Raw genomic sequence first — 19,444 nt, forward strand, 5'->3', positions numbered from 1 at the left:
CCCCGAAGCCCCCCGACCACACCCCGACACCACCCGGAAGACCCCGAAGAAAGCGCGTAATGATCTCCCCAGCGCCGCCATCGCGTTCTAGGCTCATCGGTATGGCACCACGAGCCGCTCTAGGGCCATATGCGAAGCGGTACTTGAGCGTCCGGCCCAGCACGGGCCGGAGCCGGGCAAGGAGGGCCGCATGACCGTACGGCGAGTAATGGGTATCGAGACGGAGTACGGGATCTCCGTCCCCGGTCACCCGAACGCCAATGCCATGCTCACCTCATCCCAGATCGTCAACGCCTACGCGGCGGCGATGCACCGGGCGCGCCGCGCCCGCTGGGACTTCGAGGAGGAGAACCCGCTGCGGGACGCCCGCGGCTTCGACCTGGCCCGCGAAACCGCGGACTCCAGCCAGCTCACGGACGAGGACATCGGCCTGGCCAACGTCATCCTGACGAACGGCGCCAGGCTGTACGTGGACCACGCCCACCCCGAGTACTCCTCGCCCGAGGTCACCAACCCCCTCGACGCGGTCCTGTGGGACAAGGCCGGCGAGCGCATCATGGCCGAGGCCGCCGAGCGCGCGGCCCAGCTTCCCGGCGCCCAGCCCATCCACCTGTACAAGAACAACACCGACAACAAGGGCGCCTCCTACGGCACCCATGAGAACTACCTGATGAAGCGGGAGACCCCCTTCTCGGACATCGTCCGGCATCTCACGCCGTTCTTCGTGTCCCGGCAGGTGGTCACCGGCGCCGGACGGGTCGGAATCGGCCAGGACGGCCACGAGCACGGCTTCCAGATCAGCCAGCGAGCGGACTACTTCGAGGTCGAGGTCGGGCTCGAAACCACCTTGAAGCGCCCCATCATCAACACCCGGGACGAACCGCACGCCGACGCCGAGAAGTACCGCCGGCTGCACGTGATCATCGGCGACGCGAACCTCTCCGAGATCTCCACCTACCTCAAGCTCGGCACGACCGCCCTGGTCCTGTCGATGATCGAGGACAGCTTCATCAACGTCGACCTCGCCGTCGACCAGCCCGTCCGCACCCTGCACCAGGTCAGCCACGACCCCACCCTGGGGCGGCTCATCACCCTGCGCAGCGGCCGGACACTCACCGCCGTCCAGCTCCAGATGGAGTACTGCGAGCTGGCCCGTAAATACGTCGAGGACCGCTTCGGCACCGACGCCGACGACCAGACCAAGGACGTCCTCGGGCGCTGGGAAGACGTCCTCAACCGCCTCGAAACCGACCCCATGAGCCTGTCCGGCGAGCTCGACTGGATCGCCAAGCGAGAGCTCATGGAAGGCTACCGCCGCCGGGACAACCTCGGCTGGGACGCCGCCCGCCTCCACCTCGTCGACCTCCAGTACGCCGACGTACGCCCCGACAAGGGCCTCTACAACCGCCTCGTCGCCCGCGGCCGCATCCAGCGGCTCCTCGACGAGGACCACGTCACCCGGGCCCGTACCAAGCCCCCGGAGGACACCCGCGCCTACTTCCGCGGCCGCTGCCTCGAGCAGTACGCCGACGACGTCGCCGCCGCCTCCTGGGACTCCGTGATCTTCGACCTCCCGGGCCGGGACTCGCTTCAGCGCGTCCCCACCCTGGAGCCGCTGCGGGGGACCCGCAACCACGTCAAGGAACTCCTCGACCGCTGCCGTACCGCAGAAGACCTGGTCCGGATCCTGTCCGGGGGCTGAGGCGCGGCTGAAATGGGCCAGAACCGGGAATCATCCAGGTAGGCCCCGTACGTTAGACCAGGCAAGAAGTATTCGAGGGTCTATGTCAGACCCTCCTAGTAGGGTCTGAACTGATCTTGTAGGACATGACACCGGAGCGGGGTGAGGGACATGGCTACGAAGGACACCGGCGGCGGACAGCAGAAGGCCACGCGTTCGACGGAGGAGGTCGAGGAGACCGCGCAGGACGCGCAGGGCTCCGAGGATCTCAAGGAGCGGCAGGAGAAGCTGTCGGACGACGTGGACTCCGTACTTGACGAAATTGACGATGTACTCGAGGAGAACGCCGAGGATTTCGTGCGGTCCTTCGTGCAGAAAGGCGGGGAGTAAGGGGCTCGGCGCGCTTTCACCTTCGAATCGAAGGTAGCGGGGGATGGAAGCGGTCGGTGAACCGGACTCGAAGCACTGCCCGGGTTGCAAGAGAGACTTGCCTCCCGTCGCCTTCGCGCGGGACAGGAATCGGCGCGATGGGCTTCAGTCGCGATGTCGGCAGTGCGTGGCGGAATACGGTGCCGCGCACTACCGGCGCCGCCGCGAGGCCATGGGAAAGCCGGTACGGGAGAAGGCGGATGTTCCGGCCGGGCACAAGCTCTGCCGGATGTGCGGTGAGGTCAAGCCGCACAGCGAGTGGCATCGCAATGCGACCGCATCCGACGGTCTGTCGACACGCTGTAAGGCGTGTCGGGCAGTCCTGGGGCGGCAAGGCCATCTCAAGCGTCAGTACGGCATGACCGAAGCCGAACGGGACGCCATGGTCGCCGAGCAATTCGGCATCTGCCGTATCTGTTTGGCAGCCTCCGCAGAACATGTGGATCACGACCACGAGACGGGTAGGGTCCGTGGCGTACTGTGCTTCAGCTGCAACGCCGCACTGGGGCAGTTCAAGGATCAGCCCGACGTCATACGGCGGGCAGCCGCTTACGTGGAAGGAAACGTGTGGAAGCCAACACTCGTAGCACCGGGCGTCTACCAGCTGCCTTCCTGACGCCTGGCTCGTCCTCGTTCTTCGACTTCCTGGGCGACCACTCGCCGCAGCTCCTCCCGCACAACCGCCCGCTGCCGGCGACGCTCGGCGCGGTGGAGCTGCCGCACGGCACGACGATCGTGGCGGCGACGTTCCCCGGCGGGGTGGTCCTCGCGGGTGACCGGCGGGCGACGATGGGCAATGTGATCGCGCAGCGGGACATCGAGAAGGTGTTCCCGGCGGACGAGTACTCGGCCGTCGGCATCGCCGGCACCGCGGGCCTGGCCGTGGAGATGGTGAAGCTGTTCCAGCTGGAGCTGGAGCATTACGAGAAGATCGAGGGGGCGGTGCTGTCCCTGGAGGGCAAGGCGAACCGCCTGTCGACGATGATCCGGGGCAATCTGGGGATGGCTCTCCAGGGCCTGGCCGTGGTGCCGCTCTTCGCGGGGTACGACACGGACCGTGAGAAGGGCCGGATCTTCTCGTACGACGTGACGGGCGGGCGCTCGGAGGAGCACGGGTTCGCGGCCACCGGCTCGGGGTCGGTGTTCGCGCGCGGGGCGCTGAAGAAGCTGTACCGCAAGGATCTGACGGAGGAGCAGACGACGACGCTCGTCGTGCAGGCCCTCTATGACGCGGCCGACGATGACTCGGCGACGGGTGGTCCGGATGTGGCGCGCCGGATCTTCCCGATCGTGACCGTGATCACGGAGGACGGTTTCAAGAAGCTGTCGGAGGACGAGTCCTCCGAGATCGCCCGTTCCATCATCGAGCGGCGGCTGGAGCAGCCGGACGGCCCGCGGGCCGAGCTGCTCTGAGTAGATGTACAGATCCATGTACCCGCCATTGACAGAAAGGGACGGATAGCCGGTGTCGACGCCGTTCTATGTCTCACCTCAGCAGGCCATGGCGGACCGCGCCGAGTATGCCCGCAAGGGCATCGCGCGCGGCCGCAGCGTCGTCGTGTTGCAGTACACCGACGGCATCGTCTTCGTCGCCGAGAACCCGTCCCGGGCGCTGCACAAGGTCAGCGAGATCTATGACCGGATCGCCTTCGCGGCGGTGGGCAAGTACAACGAGTTCGAGAATCTGCGGATCGGCGGCGTCCGGTACGCGGATCTGCGGGGCTATACCTACGACCGTGATGACGTCACGGCGCGCGGGCTGGCCAATGTGTATGCCCAGACGCTGGGCACGATCTTCTCCAGTGTGGGCGAGAAGCCCTACGAGGTGGAGCTGATCGTCGCGGAGGTCGGTCCGGGGCCGGAGGACGACCAGATCTACCGGTTGCCGCATGACGGCTCGATCGTGGATGAGCACGGTGCGGTGGCGGTCGGTGGTAATTCGGACCAGATCGGCAGTTATCTGGATCAGCGGCACCGTGACGGGATGTCGCTGGCGGAGGCGCTGAAGCTGGCGGTGGAGTCGCTGGGCCGGGACACCAACGGCACGGACCGTCAGCTGACGGCCGAGCAGCTGGAGGTCGCGGTGCTGGACCGGACGCGGCCGCAGCAGCGGAAGTTCAAGCGGATTCTGGGGCGTCAGCTCAGCCGTCTGCTGGAGGCGGAGGACGCTTCGGCGACGAAGACGGACGAGCCGTCGGATGAGGCGGAGGAGTAGCCCGTCCGCCGTATCCAACGTATCGAAAGCGCCCCGGTCGGCTTCATGCCTGCCGGGGCGCTGCCGTTGAGCCGCGTGCGATGAGCTGGACGGGGAGTTCGACGCCGGTGACGGGGCGGCCTTCGAGGGTGTGGAGGAGGGCTGTCATGCCGTCGGCGCCGACGGCGTCGGCGGGGAGCCGGACGGTGGTGAGTTCGGGTTCGACGGCGCTGGCGAGGGCGAAGTCGTCGTAGCCGGTGACGGAGATGTCGTCGGGGACGCGGAGCCCGAGGCGGCGCAGCGCTTTGCAGGCGCCGATGGCGAGGATGTCGTCGTCGCAGATGAGGGCAGTGGGGCGGGGGCCGGGGCGGGTGAGGAGGCGTTCGGTGGCGTGCCGGGCGTCCTCGAAGTCGAGGGCGGAGCGCTCGGCGGGGGGAGTGGTGCCGAGGGCGTCGGTGAGGGCTTGGCCGCGTACGCGGAAGGTCCAGGTGTCGATGCCGGCGGCGAGGTGGGCGATGCGGTCGGGCCGGTGGCCCAGGCCGAGGAGGTGCCGGGCGATCTGCCGCATGCCGTCGGCGATGGCGAGGTTGACGGTGGCGGCGGGGCCGGCCTCGGCGGGGTCGGCGTCGAGCATCACCAGGGGGAGTCCGCCGTCGGCGATGGCGGCGAGGGCGTCGGCGGCCATGGAGGAGGCGATGATGCCGTCCAGGGCGGCCTGGGCGGAGCCGAAGGGGTCGCGGGCGGGGCCGACGCCTTCGGGGGAGGGGTAGAGGACGACGCCGAAGCCGTTCTCGCCCGCTACCCGGGCGGCGCCGGTGTAGACGCGGGCGAAGTACTCGTTGGTGATCGACGGCACGACCAGCAGGGCGGTGCGGGTGCGGCCGAGCCGCAGGTTGCGGGCGGCGAGGTTCGGCCGGTAGCCGAGCGCCTCGGCGGCGTCGCGTACGGCGCCGGCGGTGCGTTCGGAGACCCGGCCGCGCCACTTCTCGCCGAGGACGAGGGACACGGTGGCCTGGGAGACTCCGGCCGCGCGGGCCACGTCCCGGCTGGTGGGTCTGGCCGGTGGCGCTGGGCTGCCCGTGCGCGTCACGTCGGAGCCGGTCCTCTCGTCTCGCGGTCGCGCGGGGACGTCCGTGGGGTGGACCCGCGCTGTGCGCCCATGCTACGTATAGACCAGCGCGTTATACGTAACACTCACGGAGAAGCGGGGGCAGCACATGGCAGCCGGGTACCTGGATCTGCTGCGCACCCGCCATGCGGCCCGGCTGCTCGCCGGCACCCTGGTCGGGCGGCTGCCCAATGCCACCGCGGCCCTCGGCATCGTGCTGCTCACCCGCTCCGAGGGCGGCGATTTCACCCTCGCGGGGGTCCTGTCCGCCGTCTACGGCATCGCCACCGCCGTCGGCCAGCCGCTGCTGGGCCGGGCCGTGGACCGCTACGGGCAGCCCCGGGTGATGCTCCCGGCGGCCCTGCTCTCCGCCGCGGGCATGGCCGTGTTCGCCTTCAGCGGCCCCGAGCCGCTCCCGCTCGCCTACGCCGCCATGCTGGTCGCCGGGCTGTTCACGCCGCCCCTGGAGGGCGGCCTGCGGGCGCTGTGGCCGAGTGTGCTGAAGCGGGCGGACCGGGTGCACGCCGCGTACGCGCTGGACGCCGCCGCGCAGGAGGTGATGTTCGCGCTGGGCCCGCTGCTGGTGACCCTGCTGGTGGCCGCGTTCTCCGAGACGGCGGCCCTGCTGTGGATCGCGGCGGTCGGGGTCGCCGGGGCGCTGTCCGTGGTCACCTCGCCGCCCTCCCGGGTGTGGCGGGCGGAGCCGCGTGCGGCGGACTGGCTGGGGCCGCTGCGGGCGCCGGGGCTGGTGGCGATGACCGGCACGTTCTTCTTCGTCGGGGTCGCGCTCGGCTCGATCGCGGTCGCCTCGGTCGCGTACGCCGACGTGCACGGCGGCGGCATGGTGTCCAGCTAGCTCCTGTCGGCCCTAAGCCTCGGCGCGCTGCTCGGCGGCCTGGTCTACGGGGCCCGGCACTGGCCCGGGATCCCCGAGCGGCGGCTGCGGCTGCTCACGGCGGGCCTGGCGCTCTGCTACCTGCCGCTGGCCCTGGTCCCCGGGGTGGCCGCGATGACGGCCCTGGCGGGGCTGTCCGGTCTGTTCCTGGCCCCATCGCTGGCCTGCGCCTTCGTGGTCGTCGACCGGCACGCGCCGGCGGGGACGGTCACCGAGGCCTTCTCGTGGCTGGTGACCGCCTTCGGCGTCGGCGCGGCCGTCGGCACGGCCGCCGCGGGGCCCGCGGCCCAGTACGGGGGAGCGTCGGCGGCCTTCGCCGTGGCGGGTGCGGGCGGCCTGGTGGCGCTGCTGGTCATGGTCGCTACTGGCCGGTTTCTTGCCTTCCCAAACCCCGCGGGCGCACTTGAAAAAGATCGAATCGCCGCGCCCGAACCCGGTTTCACATCCACGCATCAGGCGTAATGTTCAGTCATGGACCGCCGCATTTTCGGGCTGGAGAACGAGTACGGCGTCACATGTACGTTCCGTGGACAGCGGCGTCTGTCCCCGGACGAGGTGGCGCGGTACCTCTTCCGCCGTGTCGTGTCATGGGGTCGTAGCAGCAACGTATTTCTTCGCAACGGCGCCCGCCTCTACCTCGATGTCGGCTCGCACCCGGAGTACGCCACTCCCGAGTGCGACAACGTGACGGAGTTGGTCACCCACGACAAAGCCGGCGAGCGCATTCTCGAAGGCCTCCTCGTCGACGCCGAAAGGCGGCTGCACGAAGAGGGCATCGCAGGCGACGTCTACCTCTTCAAGAACAACACCGACTCCGCCGGGAACTCCTACGGCTGCCACGAGAACTACCTGGTGGCCCGCCACGGGGAGTTCTCGCGCCTCGCCGACATCCTCATCCCCTTCCTCGTCACCCGGCAGCTGATCTGCGGCGCGGGCAAGGTGCTGCAGACCCCCAGAGGCGCGGTCTACTGCGTCAGCCAGCGGGCCGAGCACATCTGGGAGGGCGTCAGCTCCGCGACCACCCGTTCCCGTCCGATCATCAACACCCGTGACGAGCCGCACGCGGACGCCGAGCGCTACCGGCGCCTGCACGTCATCGTCGGCGACTCCAATATGTCCGAGACGACCATGCTGCTCAAGGTCGGCGCCACCGACCTGGTGCTGCGCATGATCGAGGCGGGCACGGTGATGCGCGACCTGACCCTGGAGAACCCGATCCGGGCCATCCGCGAGGTCAGCCACGACATCACCGGCCACCGCAAGGTGCGCCTGGCGTCGGGCCGGGAGGCCTCCGCCCTGGAGATCCAGGAGGAGTACTACTCCAAGGCGGTGGACTTCTGCGAGCGCCGCGGCATCCGCAGCGGTGTCATCGAGCAGGTCCTCGAACTGTGGGGACGCACCCTGCAGTCCATCGGCAGCGGCGATCTCGCCGCGATCGGCACCGAGATCGACTGGGTGATGAAGTACCAGCTGATCGAGCGATACCGGGCCCGCGACAACATCACCATGTCGCACCCGCGCATCGCGCAGATAGACCTCGCCTACCACGACATCCACCGCCGCCGGGGGCTGTACTACCTGCTGGAGAAACGCGGCCAGGCCAAGCGGATCTGCAACGACCTGAAGATCTTCGAGGCCAAGTCGGTGCCCCCGCAGACCACCCGGGCCCGGCTGCGCGGCGACTTCATCCGCCGTGCGCAGGAGCAGCGCCGGGACTTCACCGTCGACTGGGTGCATCTCAAGCTCAATGACCAGGCGCAGCGCACGGTGCTGTGCAAGGACCCGTTCCGGTCGGTCGACGACCGGGTGGAGAAGCTCATCGCCGGTATGTGAGCGCCTTTGGAGCACCTGTGGTGCTTCCCATAGCAGTTGATGTGAATGCGACGCGGGGCCCCGTACGTTACTCGTACGGGGCCCTTCGCGCGTCGTAGAGTGGCGCGCACCGAACCGACCGCCCAAGGGCTGTCCCGCAGATACCACCAATGAGCTGAGGCATTTACTGTGCGCCGACTTGCCCACCCGTCGCCCACCACCACCCTTGTAAGGAAGCGTCGCTCCGCTCCCTTGCTTTCTCTCTTCATCGTCCCCGCGCTGCTGCTGACAGCGGCCTGCGGCAGCGATGACAAGGGCTCTTCCGATTCCGCGACCGGGGCTGTTCCCAAGATCACCGCCGGAGCGAAGTTCGGCGAGAAGCCGACGGTCGCCAAGGGCACCGGTACCGCGTCGAAGACGCTGCTCACCGAGACGACGGTGCAGGGCAATGGCGCGACCGTGAAGAAGGGTGACTTCATCTCGGCGAACTACCTGGGCCAGATCTACAAGTCGGCGAAGGTCTTCGACAACAGCTACGACCAGAAGAAGGCCATCACCACCTCGATCGGCACCAGCTCGGTCATCAAGGGCTGGGACCAGGCGCTGGTGGGCAAGAAGGTCGGCAGCCGGGTGGTGATGGTGATCCCGCCGAGCCTCGGCTATGGCAGCCAGGCGGTCAGCACGACGATCCCGGCCAACTCCACGCTGGTCTTCGTCGTGGACATCGTCTCCACCACCACCGTCCCGACCAACGCCAAGGGCACGGTGGTGAAGCAGACCGACGCGAGCCTGCCCGTCATCGGCACCAACACCGACGGCAAGGCCCCGTCCGTCACCGTCCCGTCCTCCAAGACGCCGCCGAGCAAGCTCGTCTCGAACTACGTCATCGAGGGTGACGGCAAGGCGGTCAAGAGCACCGACACGGTCGTCGTCCAGTACAAGGGCGTGCTGTGGAAGACCGGAAAGCAGTTCGACAGCAGCTGGGACCGATCGGCGACCTCCTTCGCCCTCAACCAGGTCATCAAGGGCTGGACGCAGGGCCTGACGGGCAAGAAGGTCGGCAGCCGGCTGCTGCTGGTCATCCCGCCGTCCCTGGGCTACGGCTCCACCGCGCAGAGCAGCATCCCGGCCAACTCGACGCTGGTTTTCTCCGTCGACATCCTGGCCGTCCTCTAGCCGGTCCCGCAGTCGCGGCCCTGAGACCTGCAAGAATGAGCAGGTTGCCGCAAATCCAACGAGGAGCAAGCACGTGAGCATCGAGAAGCCCGAGATCGACTTCCCCGGCGGCGAGCCCCCGGTCGAGCTGGAAATCAAGGAGATCTGGGAGGGCGACGGCCCGGAGGCCAAGTCGGGCCACAATGTGACGGTCCACTACGTGGGCGTCGCCTTCAGCACCGGCGAGGAGTTCGACGCCAGCTGGAACCGCAACTCGCCCTTCACCTTCCCGCTCGGCGGCGGCCGGGTCATCAAGGGCTGGGACCAGGGCGTGGCCGGCATGAAGGTCGGCGGGCGCCGTCAGCTGACCATCCCCGCGCACCTCGCCTACGGCAACCAGAGCCCGACCCCGGCCATCAAGCCCGGCGAGACGCTGATCTTCGTCGTGGACCTGCTGTCCGTCTGACGACGTCAGTTCACTGCTGAGAGCCCCTGCCCGGCAGGGGCTCTCGCGGTTTCCGGGACCGGTTTTGCCGGGCAGCGTCTGCGCGATACGGTCTCGATCGAGAGCAACTGCAACGTGAATCCAGGACAAGGACGGTTGCGTCGAGTGGCCATTGCCAAGGCCGAGCGGCTGATGAACCTGGCGCTGTGCCTGATGAACACCCGGCGCCCGGTCAGCAAGCGCGAGCTGCGCACATCCATCGAGGCCTACCACGAGGGCGCTGACGACGCCTTCAACCGGATGTTCGAGCGGGACAAGGACGATCTGCGCGAGCTCGGCCTGGTGATCGACACCATCGAGAGCCTGGACGGCGAGATCGGCTACCTCGCCCGCCGCGACCGCAACCGGCTCCCCGAGATCGCTCTGGACGCCGAGGAGGCCGCCGCCCTCACCCTGGCCGCCAAGGTCTGGCAGCAGGCCCGCTTCGCCGAGGCCGCCAGCGGCGCCCTGCAGAAGCTGCGGGCGGCCGGTGTGCCCTTCGACGACGCCGCGGAGCAGACCCTGTCCGGCGGGCACAGCGCACTGGAACCCCGGATCCCGGCGCCCGAGCCGGCCTTCGAGCCGCTGATGACCGCCGCCCGCGAGCGCCGGGCGGTGGCCTTCGACTACCGCAAGTCCAATGCCGCCCGTCCCGAGCCTCGCCAGGTAGAGCCCTGGGCGCTGGAGTGCTGGCGCGGCCACTGGTACGTGGCCGGCTGGGACCGCGACCGGGGTGCCGTCCGGGTCTTCCGGCTCTCCCGCATCACCGGCCGGGTCAAGGTCCGCGGCGGCGGGTTCACCGCCCCGGTGCCGGACCACGTGGACGTACGCGCCGCCGTCGCGAGCTGGGCCGGGGAGGGCGCCACCGGCACCGCCCGGATCCGGCTGCGCCGCGACTCGGGGTATCCGCTGCGGGCGCGCTCCGTGGAGATACTGCCGGTCGATGCCGAGTGGGACGAGCTGGAGATCCCGTACGGGCACGGCCTGGAGGCCTGGCTGGTGGAGTTCGGGCCGGATGTGGTGGTCCTGGAACCCGCGGAGCTGCGGGCCGATGTCATCGACCGGCTGCGCGCCGTGGCCAAGGGCTGAGGGGGCACGCCGAACATGGCGAACGCGATCGACCAGACCCGCCGGATGCTGTCCCTGGTGACGTATCTGCGCGAACGGCCGGGGGCGCGCGTCAGCGATGTCGCCCGGGCCTTCGGGGTCACCGAGGCCGAGCTGATCGGCGACCTGAACGTACTGCCGCTGTGCGGCACCAGCTTCCGGGGCGGTGATCTGCTCGACATCGACACCGACGGCGAGCGGATCTGGTGGCACAACGTGGACGATGTGGCGCAGCCGCTGCGGCTGGCCGCCGACGAGGCCGCCGCGCTGCTGGTGGCGGCCCGGGCGGTGGCCAATCTGCCGGGGCTGCGGGAGAGCGACCGGCAGGCGCTGCTGCGGGCGACGGCGAAGGTGGAGGCGGCGGCGGGCGAGGTGGCGGGGGCCAGTGCGGGCCTTTCGGTGACCTTCGAGGCCGAGGGCAGCGTCTTCGCGGATGTGGACCGGGCGATCACCGAGGGGCGGCGGCTGTGGATGCGCTACTACTCGCCGTCGCGGGACGCGCTGACCGAGCGCGAGGTGGACCCGATCCGGCTGTTCACCGTGGGTCACACCTATGTCGAGGGCTGGTGCTATCTGTCGGAGGACCGGCGTACCTTCCGGCTGGACCGGGTCGCCGAGATCCAGATCCTGGACCAGGCCTCGGACCCGCCGCGGGTGGAGCCCCGGGACCTGTCGCAGGGCCTGGTCCAGCCGGCCGGTGACGACCCCGAGGTCGTCGTCGAGGTCGGCCCGGGCGGCCGCTGGGTCGCCGAGTACTACCCCCATGACCTCGCCGAGGAGCTCCCCGACGGCGGCCTGCGGATCACCCTGCGCACTCCCGACCCCGGGTCCCTGCGCAGACTTGCCCTGCGGCTGGGCCGCGACGGCCGGATCGTCTCGCCCCAGGACCTCGCGGACAGCGCCCAGCGGGCCGCCGCGCAGGCCCTGGCGGCGTACGGCGAGTAGCGGGGAGGATGCGGCGATGGTTCCCAGCGTGGTGTTCAAGGCTGCCTGCCCCGAATGCCGGGGCCGCTTCGAGCTGGCCGCGAGCGAAATGCGGCTCGCGATAGGCGGCAGCCACAAGACGACCTTCTACTCCTTCACCTGCCCCGACTGCGGCGAGGTGGTGCGCAAGCCGGCCGGTGACCGCATCATCGAGCTGCTCACCGGCGGCGGGGTCAGCACGATGCGGCTGGCCCGCTAGGCTCGGCCGGTATGTGGTGGCTCTACTTCTACGTCGGCCTCGCGACCGCCGGCATCCTGTTGCTCGGTGTCCTCGGCATCCGCGTGTTCGCCGCGGTCCAGGACCTGGCGCGGCAGCTGGGACGCAGCACCGACGAACTCTCACGAGCTTCACATGATCTCAGCCGGGCCACAGAACCGCTGATCAGGCGGGCCGGGGACACCGCCCGGCGCTGAGCCGATGCCTGGTATGCGAGCTGTGGAGGCCGCTCGGGCTCCGGCAGGGCCTTTGGCCCCTCGTTCTTCACATGATCGAGAGGTACGCTGGCCAACGCAGCCCCAAAGGAGAGCGGCGGGGGCAGCAAACCACGTGGATGCCGGGGGATTGCCAGACGTTCACCCCCGCAGGTTACGATCGCTGGCAGAACGAAAGATCGGACATCCGTCCGGTGTATTCGGCAGACATGGACCCACGCCGCCTCGGTGAGAAGGTATTCGCTTATGTTCGGCAAGCTCGGCGCCCCTGAGATCATCCTCATCCTTGTCGTGGTTCTGCTGCTCTTCGGGGCGAAGCGGCTCCCCGACATGGCGCGCGGCCTCGGCAAGTCGATGCGCATCCTCAAGAGCGAGGCCAAGGCGATGAAGAACGACGACGTCGCTCCCGCCGGCCCGCCCGCCGACAACACCACCGCTGAGCAGCAGGCGGCGCCCAAGACCATCCAGGCCGCCCCCGGTGATGTCACCAGCGCCCGTCCGGTCAACGAGACCCCGCAGGCCCAGCCCCACCAGACCACCCAGGGCTGAGCAGCGCCGCTCCAGGCCACTACGACAGGCACACCAAGCCGACGGCGACGACGGCTGCCGCACGAGATGAGGACGTGGGTTGCTCAAGTCTGCCCGCAAGCCGGAAAAGCTGGACAAGGACCCCGAGGGCCGTATGCCCCTCGCGGAGCACCTGCGCGAGCTGCGCAACCGGCTTTTCAAGTCTGTTCTTGCCATCGGTCTGGTCACTGTCGTCGCTGCGCTGTACTACAACCAGCTGATCGCCTTCCTGGTCGATCCGGTGCTGAAGGCCGTCGGCTGCAGTGCCTCGCTGAACGAGATCGCCAAGCAGACCGCGCAGGACAAGCAGTGCGCGCACATCACGATGAACGGCCTGCTCACGCCGTTCACGCTCGCGCTCAAGGTGTCCCTGATGGCCGGCGTCGTGCTGGCGACCCCGATCTGGCTCTACCAGCTGTGGGCCTTCCTCGCGCCCGGCCTGCACAAGGCCGAGAAGAAGTACGCCCTCGGCTTCGTCGGAGCGGGCTTCCCGCTCTTCCTGGCCGGGGCCTTCTTCGCGTACAAGATCCTCCCCACGACGGCCACCGTCCTGATCGGCTTCACGCCGGCCAACGTGGACAACCTGCTGCCGCTGGACGACTACCTCGACCTCGTCACGCGCATGGTCGTGGTCTTCGGCCTCTCCTTCGAGCTGCCCCTGCTGCTGGTGCTGCTCAACTTCGCCGGGATCCTGAGCGGTAAGAAGATGCTCGGCTGGTGGCGCGGCATGATCATGGGCATCACGGTCTTCGCCGCCATCGCGACCCCGAGCACCGACCCGCTCAGCATGCTCGCGCTGGCCGGGCCGATCTGGGTGCTGTACTTCATCGCCGTCGCGATCTCCCTCCTCAACGACCGTCGCCGCCGGCGTGGCAACCCCGACGCCGACCTGGACGACGACGAGGCCTCCGATCTCGACCTCACTCCCGAGGCGGTCGGGGCGGGGCTGCCCGAGCAGGCCAGCCGCCGCGAGGAGCTCGAAGGCGGCTCGGACGGGTACGACGACGCGACCTGACCCAGGGCCCGTCCGGACTCCCTGCCACCTCCCAGGGCTATGAACGGATAAAGATCACGCCCACTGTCAGTGGCTGCCGGTACTCTCGTTTTCAAGATGAGTGACGAGATGTCCCCCGCCGAGCGCTACGCCGCTGCCAAGCTCAGGGCGGCCGACCAGGCCACCGCCCTCGGCCCGTTCCGTGAGCTGTACGACTTCGACCTGGACGAGTTCCAGATCGAGGCCTGCCAGGCCCTGGAGGCCGGGAAGGGCGTGCTGGTAGCTGCCCCGACCGGTTCCGGCAAGACGATTGTCGGCGAGTTCGCCGTCCACCTGGCCCTCTCCGAGGGCCGCAAGTGCTTCTACACGACGCCGATCAAGGCGCTGTCCAACCAGAAGTTCACCGACCTCGTGAAGCGCTACGGCGCCGAGAAGGTCGGCCTCCTCACCGGCGACAACAGCGTCAACGGCGACGCCCCCGTCATCGTCATGACCACCGAAGTCCTGCGCAACATGCTGTACGCGGGCTCCCAGGCACTCGACGGCCTCGGCTATGTGGTGATGGACGAGGTGCACTACCTGTCCGACCGCTTCCGCGGCGCGGTCTGGGAGGAGGTCATCATCCACCTTCCCCAGTCCGTGACCCTGGTGTCCCTGTCCGCCACCGTTTCCAACGCCGAGGAGTTCGGCGACTGGCTCGACACCGTACGGGGCGACACCGAGGTCATCGTCTCCGAGCACCGCCCGGTCCCGCTCTGGCAGCACGTGCTCGCCGGCCGCCGTATGTACGACCTGTACGAGGAGAAGGGCGGCGGCACCCCCGGCACCACGGCCGCCACCCCGGCCACCCCCGACCGGGCCCGGCGCGAGGTCAACCCCGATCTCGTCCGCGTGGCCCGCATGGAGAGCCAGAACGGCTTCGGGCGCGGCCGCGGCAAGGTCCGCGAGGCGGACCGCGAGCGTGAGCGGCGGCAGCGCAGCCGGGTCTGGACGCCCAGCCGGGTCGAGGTCATCGAGCGGCTGGACGCGGAGGGGCTGCTGCCCGCCATCACCTTCATCTTCAGCCGGGCCGGCTGCCAGGCCGCCGTCCAGCAGTGCCTGGCCGTCGGCCTGCGCCTCAACAACGAGGAGAACCGGCTCAAGGTCCGGGCCATCGTCGAGGAGCGGACGAAGTCCATCCCCGACGAGGACCTGCATGTCCTCGGTTACTTCGAGTGGCTGGAGGGCCTGGAGCGGGGAGTCGCCGCGCACCACGCCGGCATGCTGCCGACCTTCAAGGAGGTCGTCGAGGAGCTGTTCGTACGCGGCCTGGTCAAGGCGGTCTTCGCCACCGAGACACTGGCGCTCGGCATCAACATGCCGGCCCGGTCGGTGGTCCTGGAGAAGCTCGTCAAGTGGAACGGCGAGACCCACGCCGACATCACCCCGGGGGAGTTCACCCAGCTGACCGGGCGGGCCGGGCGGCGCGGCATCGACGTCGAGGGCCACGCGGTGGTGCTCTGGCAGCAGCGCGGCTTCGACCCGGCGGCGCTCGCCGGTCTGGCGGGGACGCGCACCTATCCGCTGCGGTCCTCCTTCAAGCCCTCGTACAACATGGCCGTCAACCTGGTCGGCCAGTTCGGGCGGCACCGGTCGAGGGAACTGCTGGAGACCTCGTTCGCGCAGTTCCAGGCCGACCGGTCGGTGGTCGGCATCTCGCGGCAGGTGCAGCGCAACGAGGAGGGGCTGGACGGCTACCGGGAGTCCATGACCTGCCACCTCGGCGACTTCGACGAATACATGAACCTGCGCAGACAGTTGAAGGACCGCGAGACCGAACTGTCCAGACAGGGCACCGCCCAGCGGCGGGCCGCCGCGGCCGATGCGCTGGAGAAGCTCAAGCCCGGCGACATCATCCACGTCCCGGCCGGCAAGTTCGCCGGGCTCGCCCTGGTGCTCGATCCCGGCGTCCCCGCCGGGCGCTCCACCGGCCAGCACGCCCCCCGGGGCGAGCAGTTCCAGCACGACGGGCCGCGGCCGCTGGTCCTCACGGCGGAAAGACAGGTCAAGCGGCTCGCCCCGATCGACTTCCCGGTCCCCGTCGAGGCGCTGGACCGCATGCGCATCCCCAAGTCCTTCAACCCGCGCAGCCCCCAGTCCCGGCGCGACCTCGCCTCCGCGATGCGGTCCAAGGCGGGCACGGCCGGTGTCGTCGGGCCGCCCAAGCACCGCAGATCCCGCTCGGAGGCAGCCGACGACCGCGAGATCGCCCAGCTGCGCACCGACATCCGCGCCCACCCCTGCCACGGCTGCGACGAGCGAGAGGACCACGCCCGCTGGGCCGAGCGCTACCACCGGCTCCACCGCGACACCCGTCAGCTCGAACGGCGCATCGAAGGCCGTACGAACACCATCGCCCGCACCTTCGACCGCGTCTGCGCCCTTCTGACCGACCTGGACTACCTGGAGGGCGACACCGTCACCCCCGAGGGCCGTCGGCTCGCCCGCCTCTACGGTGAGCTCGACCTGCTGGCCAGCGAATGCCTGCGGGATGGCGTCTGGGACGGGCTTGGCCCCGCCGAGCTCGCAGCCTGCGCCTCGGCCCTGGTCTATGAAGCCCGCGCCGCGGACGACGCCATGCCGCCGCGGCTCCCCAGCGGCAACGCCCGGGACGCGCTCGGCGAGATGGTCCGCATCTGGGGCCGCCTCGACGCTCTTGAGGAGACCCACCGCATCAACCAGGCCGAGGGCGTCGGCCAGCGCGAGCCCGACCTCGGGTTCGCCTGGCCCGCTTACCGGTGGGCCTCGGGGCACGGGCTGGACGCGGTGCTGCGCGATGCGGACATGCCGGCCGGGGACTTCGTCCGCTGGACGAAGCAGCTGATCGACGTGCTGGGGCAGATCGCTGCCGCGGCGCCCGACGGCAGCCCGGTCGGGCGCAATGCCCGCAAGGCGGTCGACGGGCTGCTGCGGGGTGTTGTGGCGTACTCGTCGGTGGGCTGAGTTGAGTGTTCCTCAAACGCCGGACGGGCTGAAAAACAGCCCGTCCGGCGTTTGCCCCCTCCCCCCTCAGGCCCCGGCCACGACCAGCGCCGAGTTGAAACCCCCGTACCCCCGGGCCACCACCAGCGCGTGGCGCAACCGGGCCGCCCGGGGCTGACCGATGACCAGGTCGACGGGGCAGTCGGGGGCGGCCCGGTCGACGCCGACGGTCGGCGGGATGACCTGGTCGCGCAGAGCGAGAAGCGCCGTGGCGGTGTCGAGCGCGGCGCCGCCCGCGTAGAGGCGGCCGGTCATGGACTTGGGGGCGGTGACGGGGACACCGTAGGGGCCGAAGACCTCGGAGAGGGCGCGGGCCTCGGCGCGGTCGTCTGCGCGGGTGGCGAGGGCGTCGGCGAAGACGACGTCGATGTCGGCCGGGGAGAGCGCGGCGTCGGCGAGGGCGAGTTGGATGGCCCGGCGCAGGGCGGGAGGCCGCCCGAGACCCTGCGCCGGGTCGAATGTGGCCGCGTGCCCGGCGAGGGTGCCGTGGACGCGGGTGCCGCGTTCGCGCGCGGCCTCGGCGGTTTCGAGGACGAGGATCGCGCCGCCCTCGCCGGGCACATGGCCGGAGGCCGTCGCGGCGAAGGGGGCGTACGCGGTCGCCGGGTCGTCGGCGCCGAGGTTGAGGCGGCCGTTCGGCAGCTGGCCGACCAGGGCGCCGGGGTCGAGCGGGGCCTCGGTGCCGCCGGTGACTGCGGCCCGTGCCCCGTTGCGCAGGGCGCGCCGGGCCTGGGCGATGGCTTCGAGCCCGCCGGCCTGCTCGGCGGCGTGCACGCTGCCGGGGCCCTTCATGCCGTGCAGGATGGCGATCTGGCCGGTCGTGGCCGCGTAGAACCATGCGATGGCCTGGTAGGCCCCGATCTTGCGCGGTCCCTCGCTCCACAGCCGTTCGATGGCCCGGTGGCCGAACTCGGCGCCGCCGATGGAGCTGGCGGTGGCCACGGCGAAGTCGTATTCGGGGACGTCGGCCGCCGGGTCGAGTCCGGCGTCGGACAGGGCCATGGAGGTGGCGGCGACGGCGAGATGGGTCATGCGGTCGGTCTGCATGACGCGGAACTGGCGGAGGTGGTCGGTGGCGGTGAAGCCGTCGATCTCGCCGACGAGGCGCAACGGGAAGCCGTCGGCGTCGAAGCGGCTGATGGGGCGGATGCCGGTCCGCCCGGCCAGTGTCGCCTGCCAGTAGGCCTCCGTGCCGAGACCGTTGGGGGCGACGATGCCGATGCCGGTGACCACGGCGTTCACGCGGCTGCCGCCTTCGTCAGCACCATCGCGCACTGGAAGCCGCCGAAGCCGCTGGCGACGGTCAGCACGGTGTCGGTGCGCTGCTCGCGGGCGGTGAGCGGGACGTAGTCGAGGTCGCAGTCCGGGTCGGGGGTGTGGAGGTTGGCGGTGGGCGGCACGGCTCCCTCTTCGATGGCGAGCGCGCAGGCGGCGATCTCCATCGAGCCGATCGCGCCCAGCGGGTGGCCGATGACGGATTTGATGGAGCTGATGGGAGTGCGGCGGGCGTTGTGCTCGCCGAGCGCCGTCTTGAAGGCGTTGGTCTCGTGCCGGTCGTTCTGCGGGGTGCTGGAGCCGTGGGCGTTGATGTAGTCCAGGTCCTCCGGGGCCACTTCGGCGCGGTCGAGGGCTACCCGGATGGCTTCGGCCAGGTCCAGGCCGTCGTTCTTGAGGGCCGCCATGTGGAAGGCGTTGCTGCGGGCCGCGTAGCCCGATATCTCGCAGTAGATGTGGGCCCCGCGGCGCTGTGCGTGCCCGAGTTCCTCGACGATGAGGGTGGCGGCGCCCTCGGCGAGCACGAATCCGTCCCGGTGGAGGTCGAAGGGGCGGGAGGCGTGGGCGGGGTCGTCGTTGTTGGGCGAGGTGGCCCTGATGACGTCGAAGGCGGCGACGGCCGTGGGGGTGATGGGGGAGTCCGAGGAGCCGGCGACGACGATGTCGGCCGAGCCCTCCTCGATCAGTGCGGCGGCGTGCCCGAGGGCGTCCAGGCCGGTGGTGCAGCCGTTGGAGACCAGGCCGACCGGTCCCTCCGCGCCGGCCAGCCGGGCGGTCTCCACGGCGAGGCTGCTGGGGATGAGGGATTCGTACGAGTACGGCATGACGTAGGTGTGGTCGACCACCCACAGCTTGGCGCGGTCGCTGAGAACCACGTACTCGCTCTCCATGCGGGTGGCCGGGCCGATGGCCGTACCCATGCTCACCGCGATGCGGTCCGGGTTCTGCGCGCCGGCCCCGATGTCGAGCCCGCTGTCCTCCAGGGCTTCCCGGGTGGCGGCGACGCCGAGCTGCACGCAGCGGTCCATGCGGCGGATGTCGCGCGGGCCGAGGCCGTGCGCCTCGGGGTCGAAGTCGCATTCGCCGGCGATGCGGGAGCGAAGTCCGGTCGGGTCGAAGAGGGTGATGCCGCGGATGGCGCTCACGCCTGAGGTTATGCGTTCCCAGAAAGCCTTGCGGCCGTTGCCGCCGGGTGCGATGACGCCGAGACCGGTTATGACGGCGCGGCGGCGTATTCCTGATTCCCCTGCCATGAATTCCCCCCTGTGCAATCCGAGAGAACGGTGGCAGGGACACGCAGAAGCGG

Annotated in this window: 18 protein-coding genes and 1 pseudogene; 16 read left to right on the forward strand and 3 right to left on the reverse strand. The window is 69.9% G+C overall.

Annotated elements, in window-relative coordinates; genetic code table 11:
- Positions 1–190 precede the first annotated feature (190 nt).
- The 5 genes from dop to prcA all read left to right on the forward strand — a co-directional run bounded on the left by dop (position 191) and on the right by prcA (position 4,325).
- The gene (gene dop, locus OG607_RS37915; protein WP_405733585.1) at positions 191–1,702 is read left to right on the forward strand and encodes a depupylase/deamidase Dop; all 1,512 of its coding nucleotides are present in this window, start codon (positions 191–193) and stop codon (positions 1,700–1,702) included.
- Positions 1,703–1,852: 150 nt separating this feature from the next.
- A complete protein-coding gene (locus OG607_RS37920) occupies positions 1,853–2,071 on the forward strand; it encodes a ubiquitin-like protein Pup (RefSeq protein ID WP_329320065.1) in 219 nt (72 codons plus the stop codon).
- Between the two features lie 43 nt (positions 2,072–2,114).
- Positions 2,115–2,726 (forward strand): endonuclease VII domain-containing protein, encoded by a 612-nt coding sequence (locus tag OG607_RS37925; protein WP_405733588.1) that lies wholly within the window; start codon positions 2,115–2,117, stop codon positions 2,724–2,726.
- Positions 2,678–3,523 (forward strand): proteasome subunit beta, encoded by an 846-nt coding sequence (gene prcB, locus OG607_RS37930; RefSeq protein ID WP_405733591.1) that lies wholly within the window; start codon positions 2,678–2,680, stop codon positions 3,521–3,523. The genes OG607_RS37925 and prcB overlap by 49 nt, the downstream gene beginning before the upstream one ends.
- A gap of 52 nt (positions 3,524–3,575) precedes the next feature.
- On the forward strand, positions 3,576–4,325 hold the full coding sequence (gene prcA / locus OG607_RS37935) for a proteasome subunit alpha (protein WP_329320069.1): 750 nt from the start codon (positions 3,576–3,578) through the stop codon (positions 4,323–4,325).
- 43 nt (positions 4,326–4,368) lie between these two features.
- On the opposite strand, the gene OG607_RS37940 is transcribed toward prcA, so the two are convergent.
- Positions 4,369–5,394, reverse strand: coding sequence for a LacI family DNA-binding transcriptional regulator (locus OG607_RS37940; RefSeq protein WP_405733595.1), 1,026 nt, complete (start codon positions 5,392–5,394; stop codon positions 4,369–4,371).
- A gap of 127 nt (positions 5,395–5,521) precedes the next feature.
- Between OG607_RS37940 and OG607_RS37945 the strand changes: the two are divergent.
- The 11 genes and pseudogenes from OG607_RS37945 (at position 5,522) to OG607_RS37995 (ending at position 16,824) form a co-directional block, all read left to right on the forward strand.
- Positions 5,522–6,769, forward strand: a pseudogene (locus tag OG607_RS37945) (MFS transporter).
- Between the two features lie 9 nt (positions 6,770–6,778).
- Entirely contained in the window at positions 6,779–8,140 is a 1,362-nt protein-coding gene (pafA, locus tag OG607_RS37950; RefSeq protein ID WP_405733597.1) for a Pup--protein ligase, read from the forward strand.
- A 231-nt stretch (positions 8,141–8,371) separates the two neighbouring features.
- Entirely contained in the window at positions 8,372–9,295 is a 924-nt protein-coding gene (locus OG607_RS37955) for an FKBP-type peptidyl-prolyl cis-trans isomerase (protein WP_405733600.1), read from the forward strand.
- 73 nt (positions 9,296–9,368) lie between these two features.
- Positions 9,369–9,740, forward strand: a complete 372-nt coding sequence (locus OG607_RS37960; RefSeq protein WP_329320074.1) for an FKBP-type peptidyl-prolyl cis-trans isomerase — start codon at positions 9,369–9,371, stop codon at positions 9,738–9,740.
- 144 nt (positions 9,741–9,884) lie between these two features.
- Positions 9,885–10,847, forward strand: a complete 963-nt coding sequence (locus tag OG607_RS37965) for a helix-turn-helix transcriptional regulator (RefSeq protein ID WP_405733603.1) — start codon at positions 9,885–9,887, stop codon at positions 10,845–10,847.
- A 15-nt stretch (positions 10,848–10,862) separates the two neighbouring features.
- Positions 10,863–11,810, forward strand: coding sequence for a helix-turn-helix transcriptional regulator (locus OG607_RS37970; RefSeq protein ID WP_405733606.1), 948 nt, complete (start codon positions 10,863–10,865; stop codon positions 11,808–11,810).
- Between the two features lie 16 nt (positions 11,811–11,826).
- On the forward strand, positions 11,827–12,048 hold the full coding sequence (locus OG607_RS37975; protein WP_329320077.1) for a hypothetical protein: 222 nt from the start codon (positions 11,827–11,829) through the stop codon (positions 12,046–12,048).
- Between the two features lie 11 nt (positions 12,049–12,059).
- Positions 12,060–12,263, forward strand: a complete 204-nt coding sequence (locus tag OG607_RS37980) for a hypothetical protein (RefSeq protein ID WP_405733609.1) — start codon at positions 12,060–12,062, stop codon at positions 12,261–12,263.
- Positions 12,264–12,527: 264 nt separating this feature from the next.
- Entirely contained in the window at positions 12,528–12,830 is a 303-nt protein-coding gene (gene tatA / locus OG607_RS37985; RefSeq protein ID WP_405733612.1) for a Sec-independent protein translocase subunit TatA, read from the forward strand.
- Between the two features lie 79 nt (positions 12,831–12,909).
- On the forward strand, positions 12,910–13,863 hold the full coding sequence (gene tatC / locus OG607_RS37990) for a twin-arginine translocase subunit TatC (RefSeq protein ID WP_405733615.1): 954 nt from the start codon (positions 12,910–12,912) through the stop codon (positions 13,861–13,863).
- 96 nt (positions 13,864–13,959) lie between these two features.
- Positions 13,960–16,824 (forward strand): DEAD/DEAH box helicase, encoded by a 2,865-nt coding sequence (locus OG607_RS37995; RefSeq protein WP_405733618.1) that lies wholly within the window; start codon positions 13,960–13,962, stop codon positions 16,822–16,824.
- A 66-nt stretch (positions 16,825–16,890) separates the two neighbouring features.
- On the opposite strand, the gene OG607_RS38000 is transcribed toward OG607_RS37995, so the two are convergent.
- Entirely contained in the window at positions 16,891–18,105 is a 1,215-nt protein-coding gene (locus tag OG607_RS38000; protein ID WP_405733621.1) for a ketosynthase chain-length factor, read from the reverse strand.
- Positions 18,102–19,391, reverse strand: a complete 1,290-nt coding sequence (locus tag OG607_RS38005; protein WP_405733623.1) for a beta-ketoacyl-[acyl-carrier-protein] synthase family protein — start codon at positions 19,389–19,391, stop codon at positions 18,102–18,104. The genes OG607_RS38000 and OG607_RS38005 overlap by 4 nt, the downstream gene beginning before the upstream one ends.
- Positions 19,392–19,444: the final 53 nt, after the last annotated feature.

The sequence above is a fragment of the Streptomyces sp. NBC_01537 genome, from assembly GCF_045040445.1.
Lineage (GTDB): Bacteria > Actinomycetota > Actinomycetes > Streptomycetales > Streptomycetaceae > Actinacidiphila.

What these genes read in the sequence shown, in the direction of transcription:
- dop (WP_405733585.1), top strand. Translation starts at nt 191, where the DNA reads ATGACCGTACGGCGAGTAATGGGTATCGAGACGGAGTACGGGATCTCC.
- OG607_RS37920 (WP_329320065.1), top strand. Translation starts at nt 1,853, where the DNA reads ATGGCTACGAAGGACACCGGCGGCGGACAGCAGAAGGCCACGCGTTCG.
- OG607_RS37925 (WP_405733588.1), top strand. Translation starts at nt 2,115, where the DNA reads ATGGAAGCGGTCGGTGAACCGGACTCGAAGCACTGCCCGGGTTGCAAG.
- pafA (WP_405733597.1), top strand. Translation starts at nt 6,779, where the DNA reads ATGGACCGCCGCATTTTCGGGCTGGAGAACGAGTACGGCGTCACATGT.
- OG607_RS37970 (WP_405733606.1), top strand. Translation starts at nt 10,863, where the DNA reads ATGGCGAACGCGATCGACCAGACCCGCCGGATGCTGTCCCTGGTGACG.
- OG607_RS37975 (WP_329320077.1), top strand. Translation starts at nt 11,827, where the DNA reads ATGGTTCCCAGCGTGGTGTTCAAGGCTGCCTGCCCCGAATGCCGGGGC.
- OG607_RS37980 (WP_405733609.1), top strand. Translation starts at nt 12,060, where the DNA reads ATGTGGTGGCTCTACTTCTACGTCGGCCTCGCGACCGCCGGCATCCTG.
- tatA (WP_405733612.1), top strand. Translation starts at nt 12,528, where the DNA reads ATGTTCGGCAAGCTCGGCGCCCCTGAGATCATCCTCATCCTTGTCGTG.
- OG607_RS37995 (WP_405733618.1), top strand. Translation starts at nt 13,960, where the DNA reads ATGAGTGACGAGATGTCCCCCGCCGAGCGCTACGCCGCTGCCAAGCTC.
- OG607_RS38005 (WP_405733623.1), bottom strand. Translation starts at nt 19,391, where the DNA reads ATGGCAGGGGAATCAGGAATACGCCGCCGCGCCGTCATAACCGGTCTC.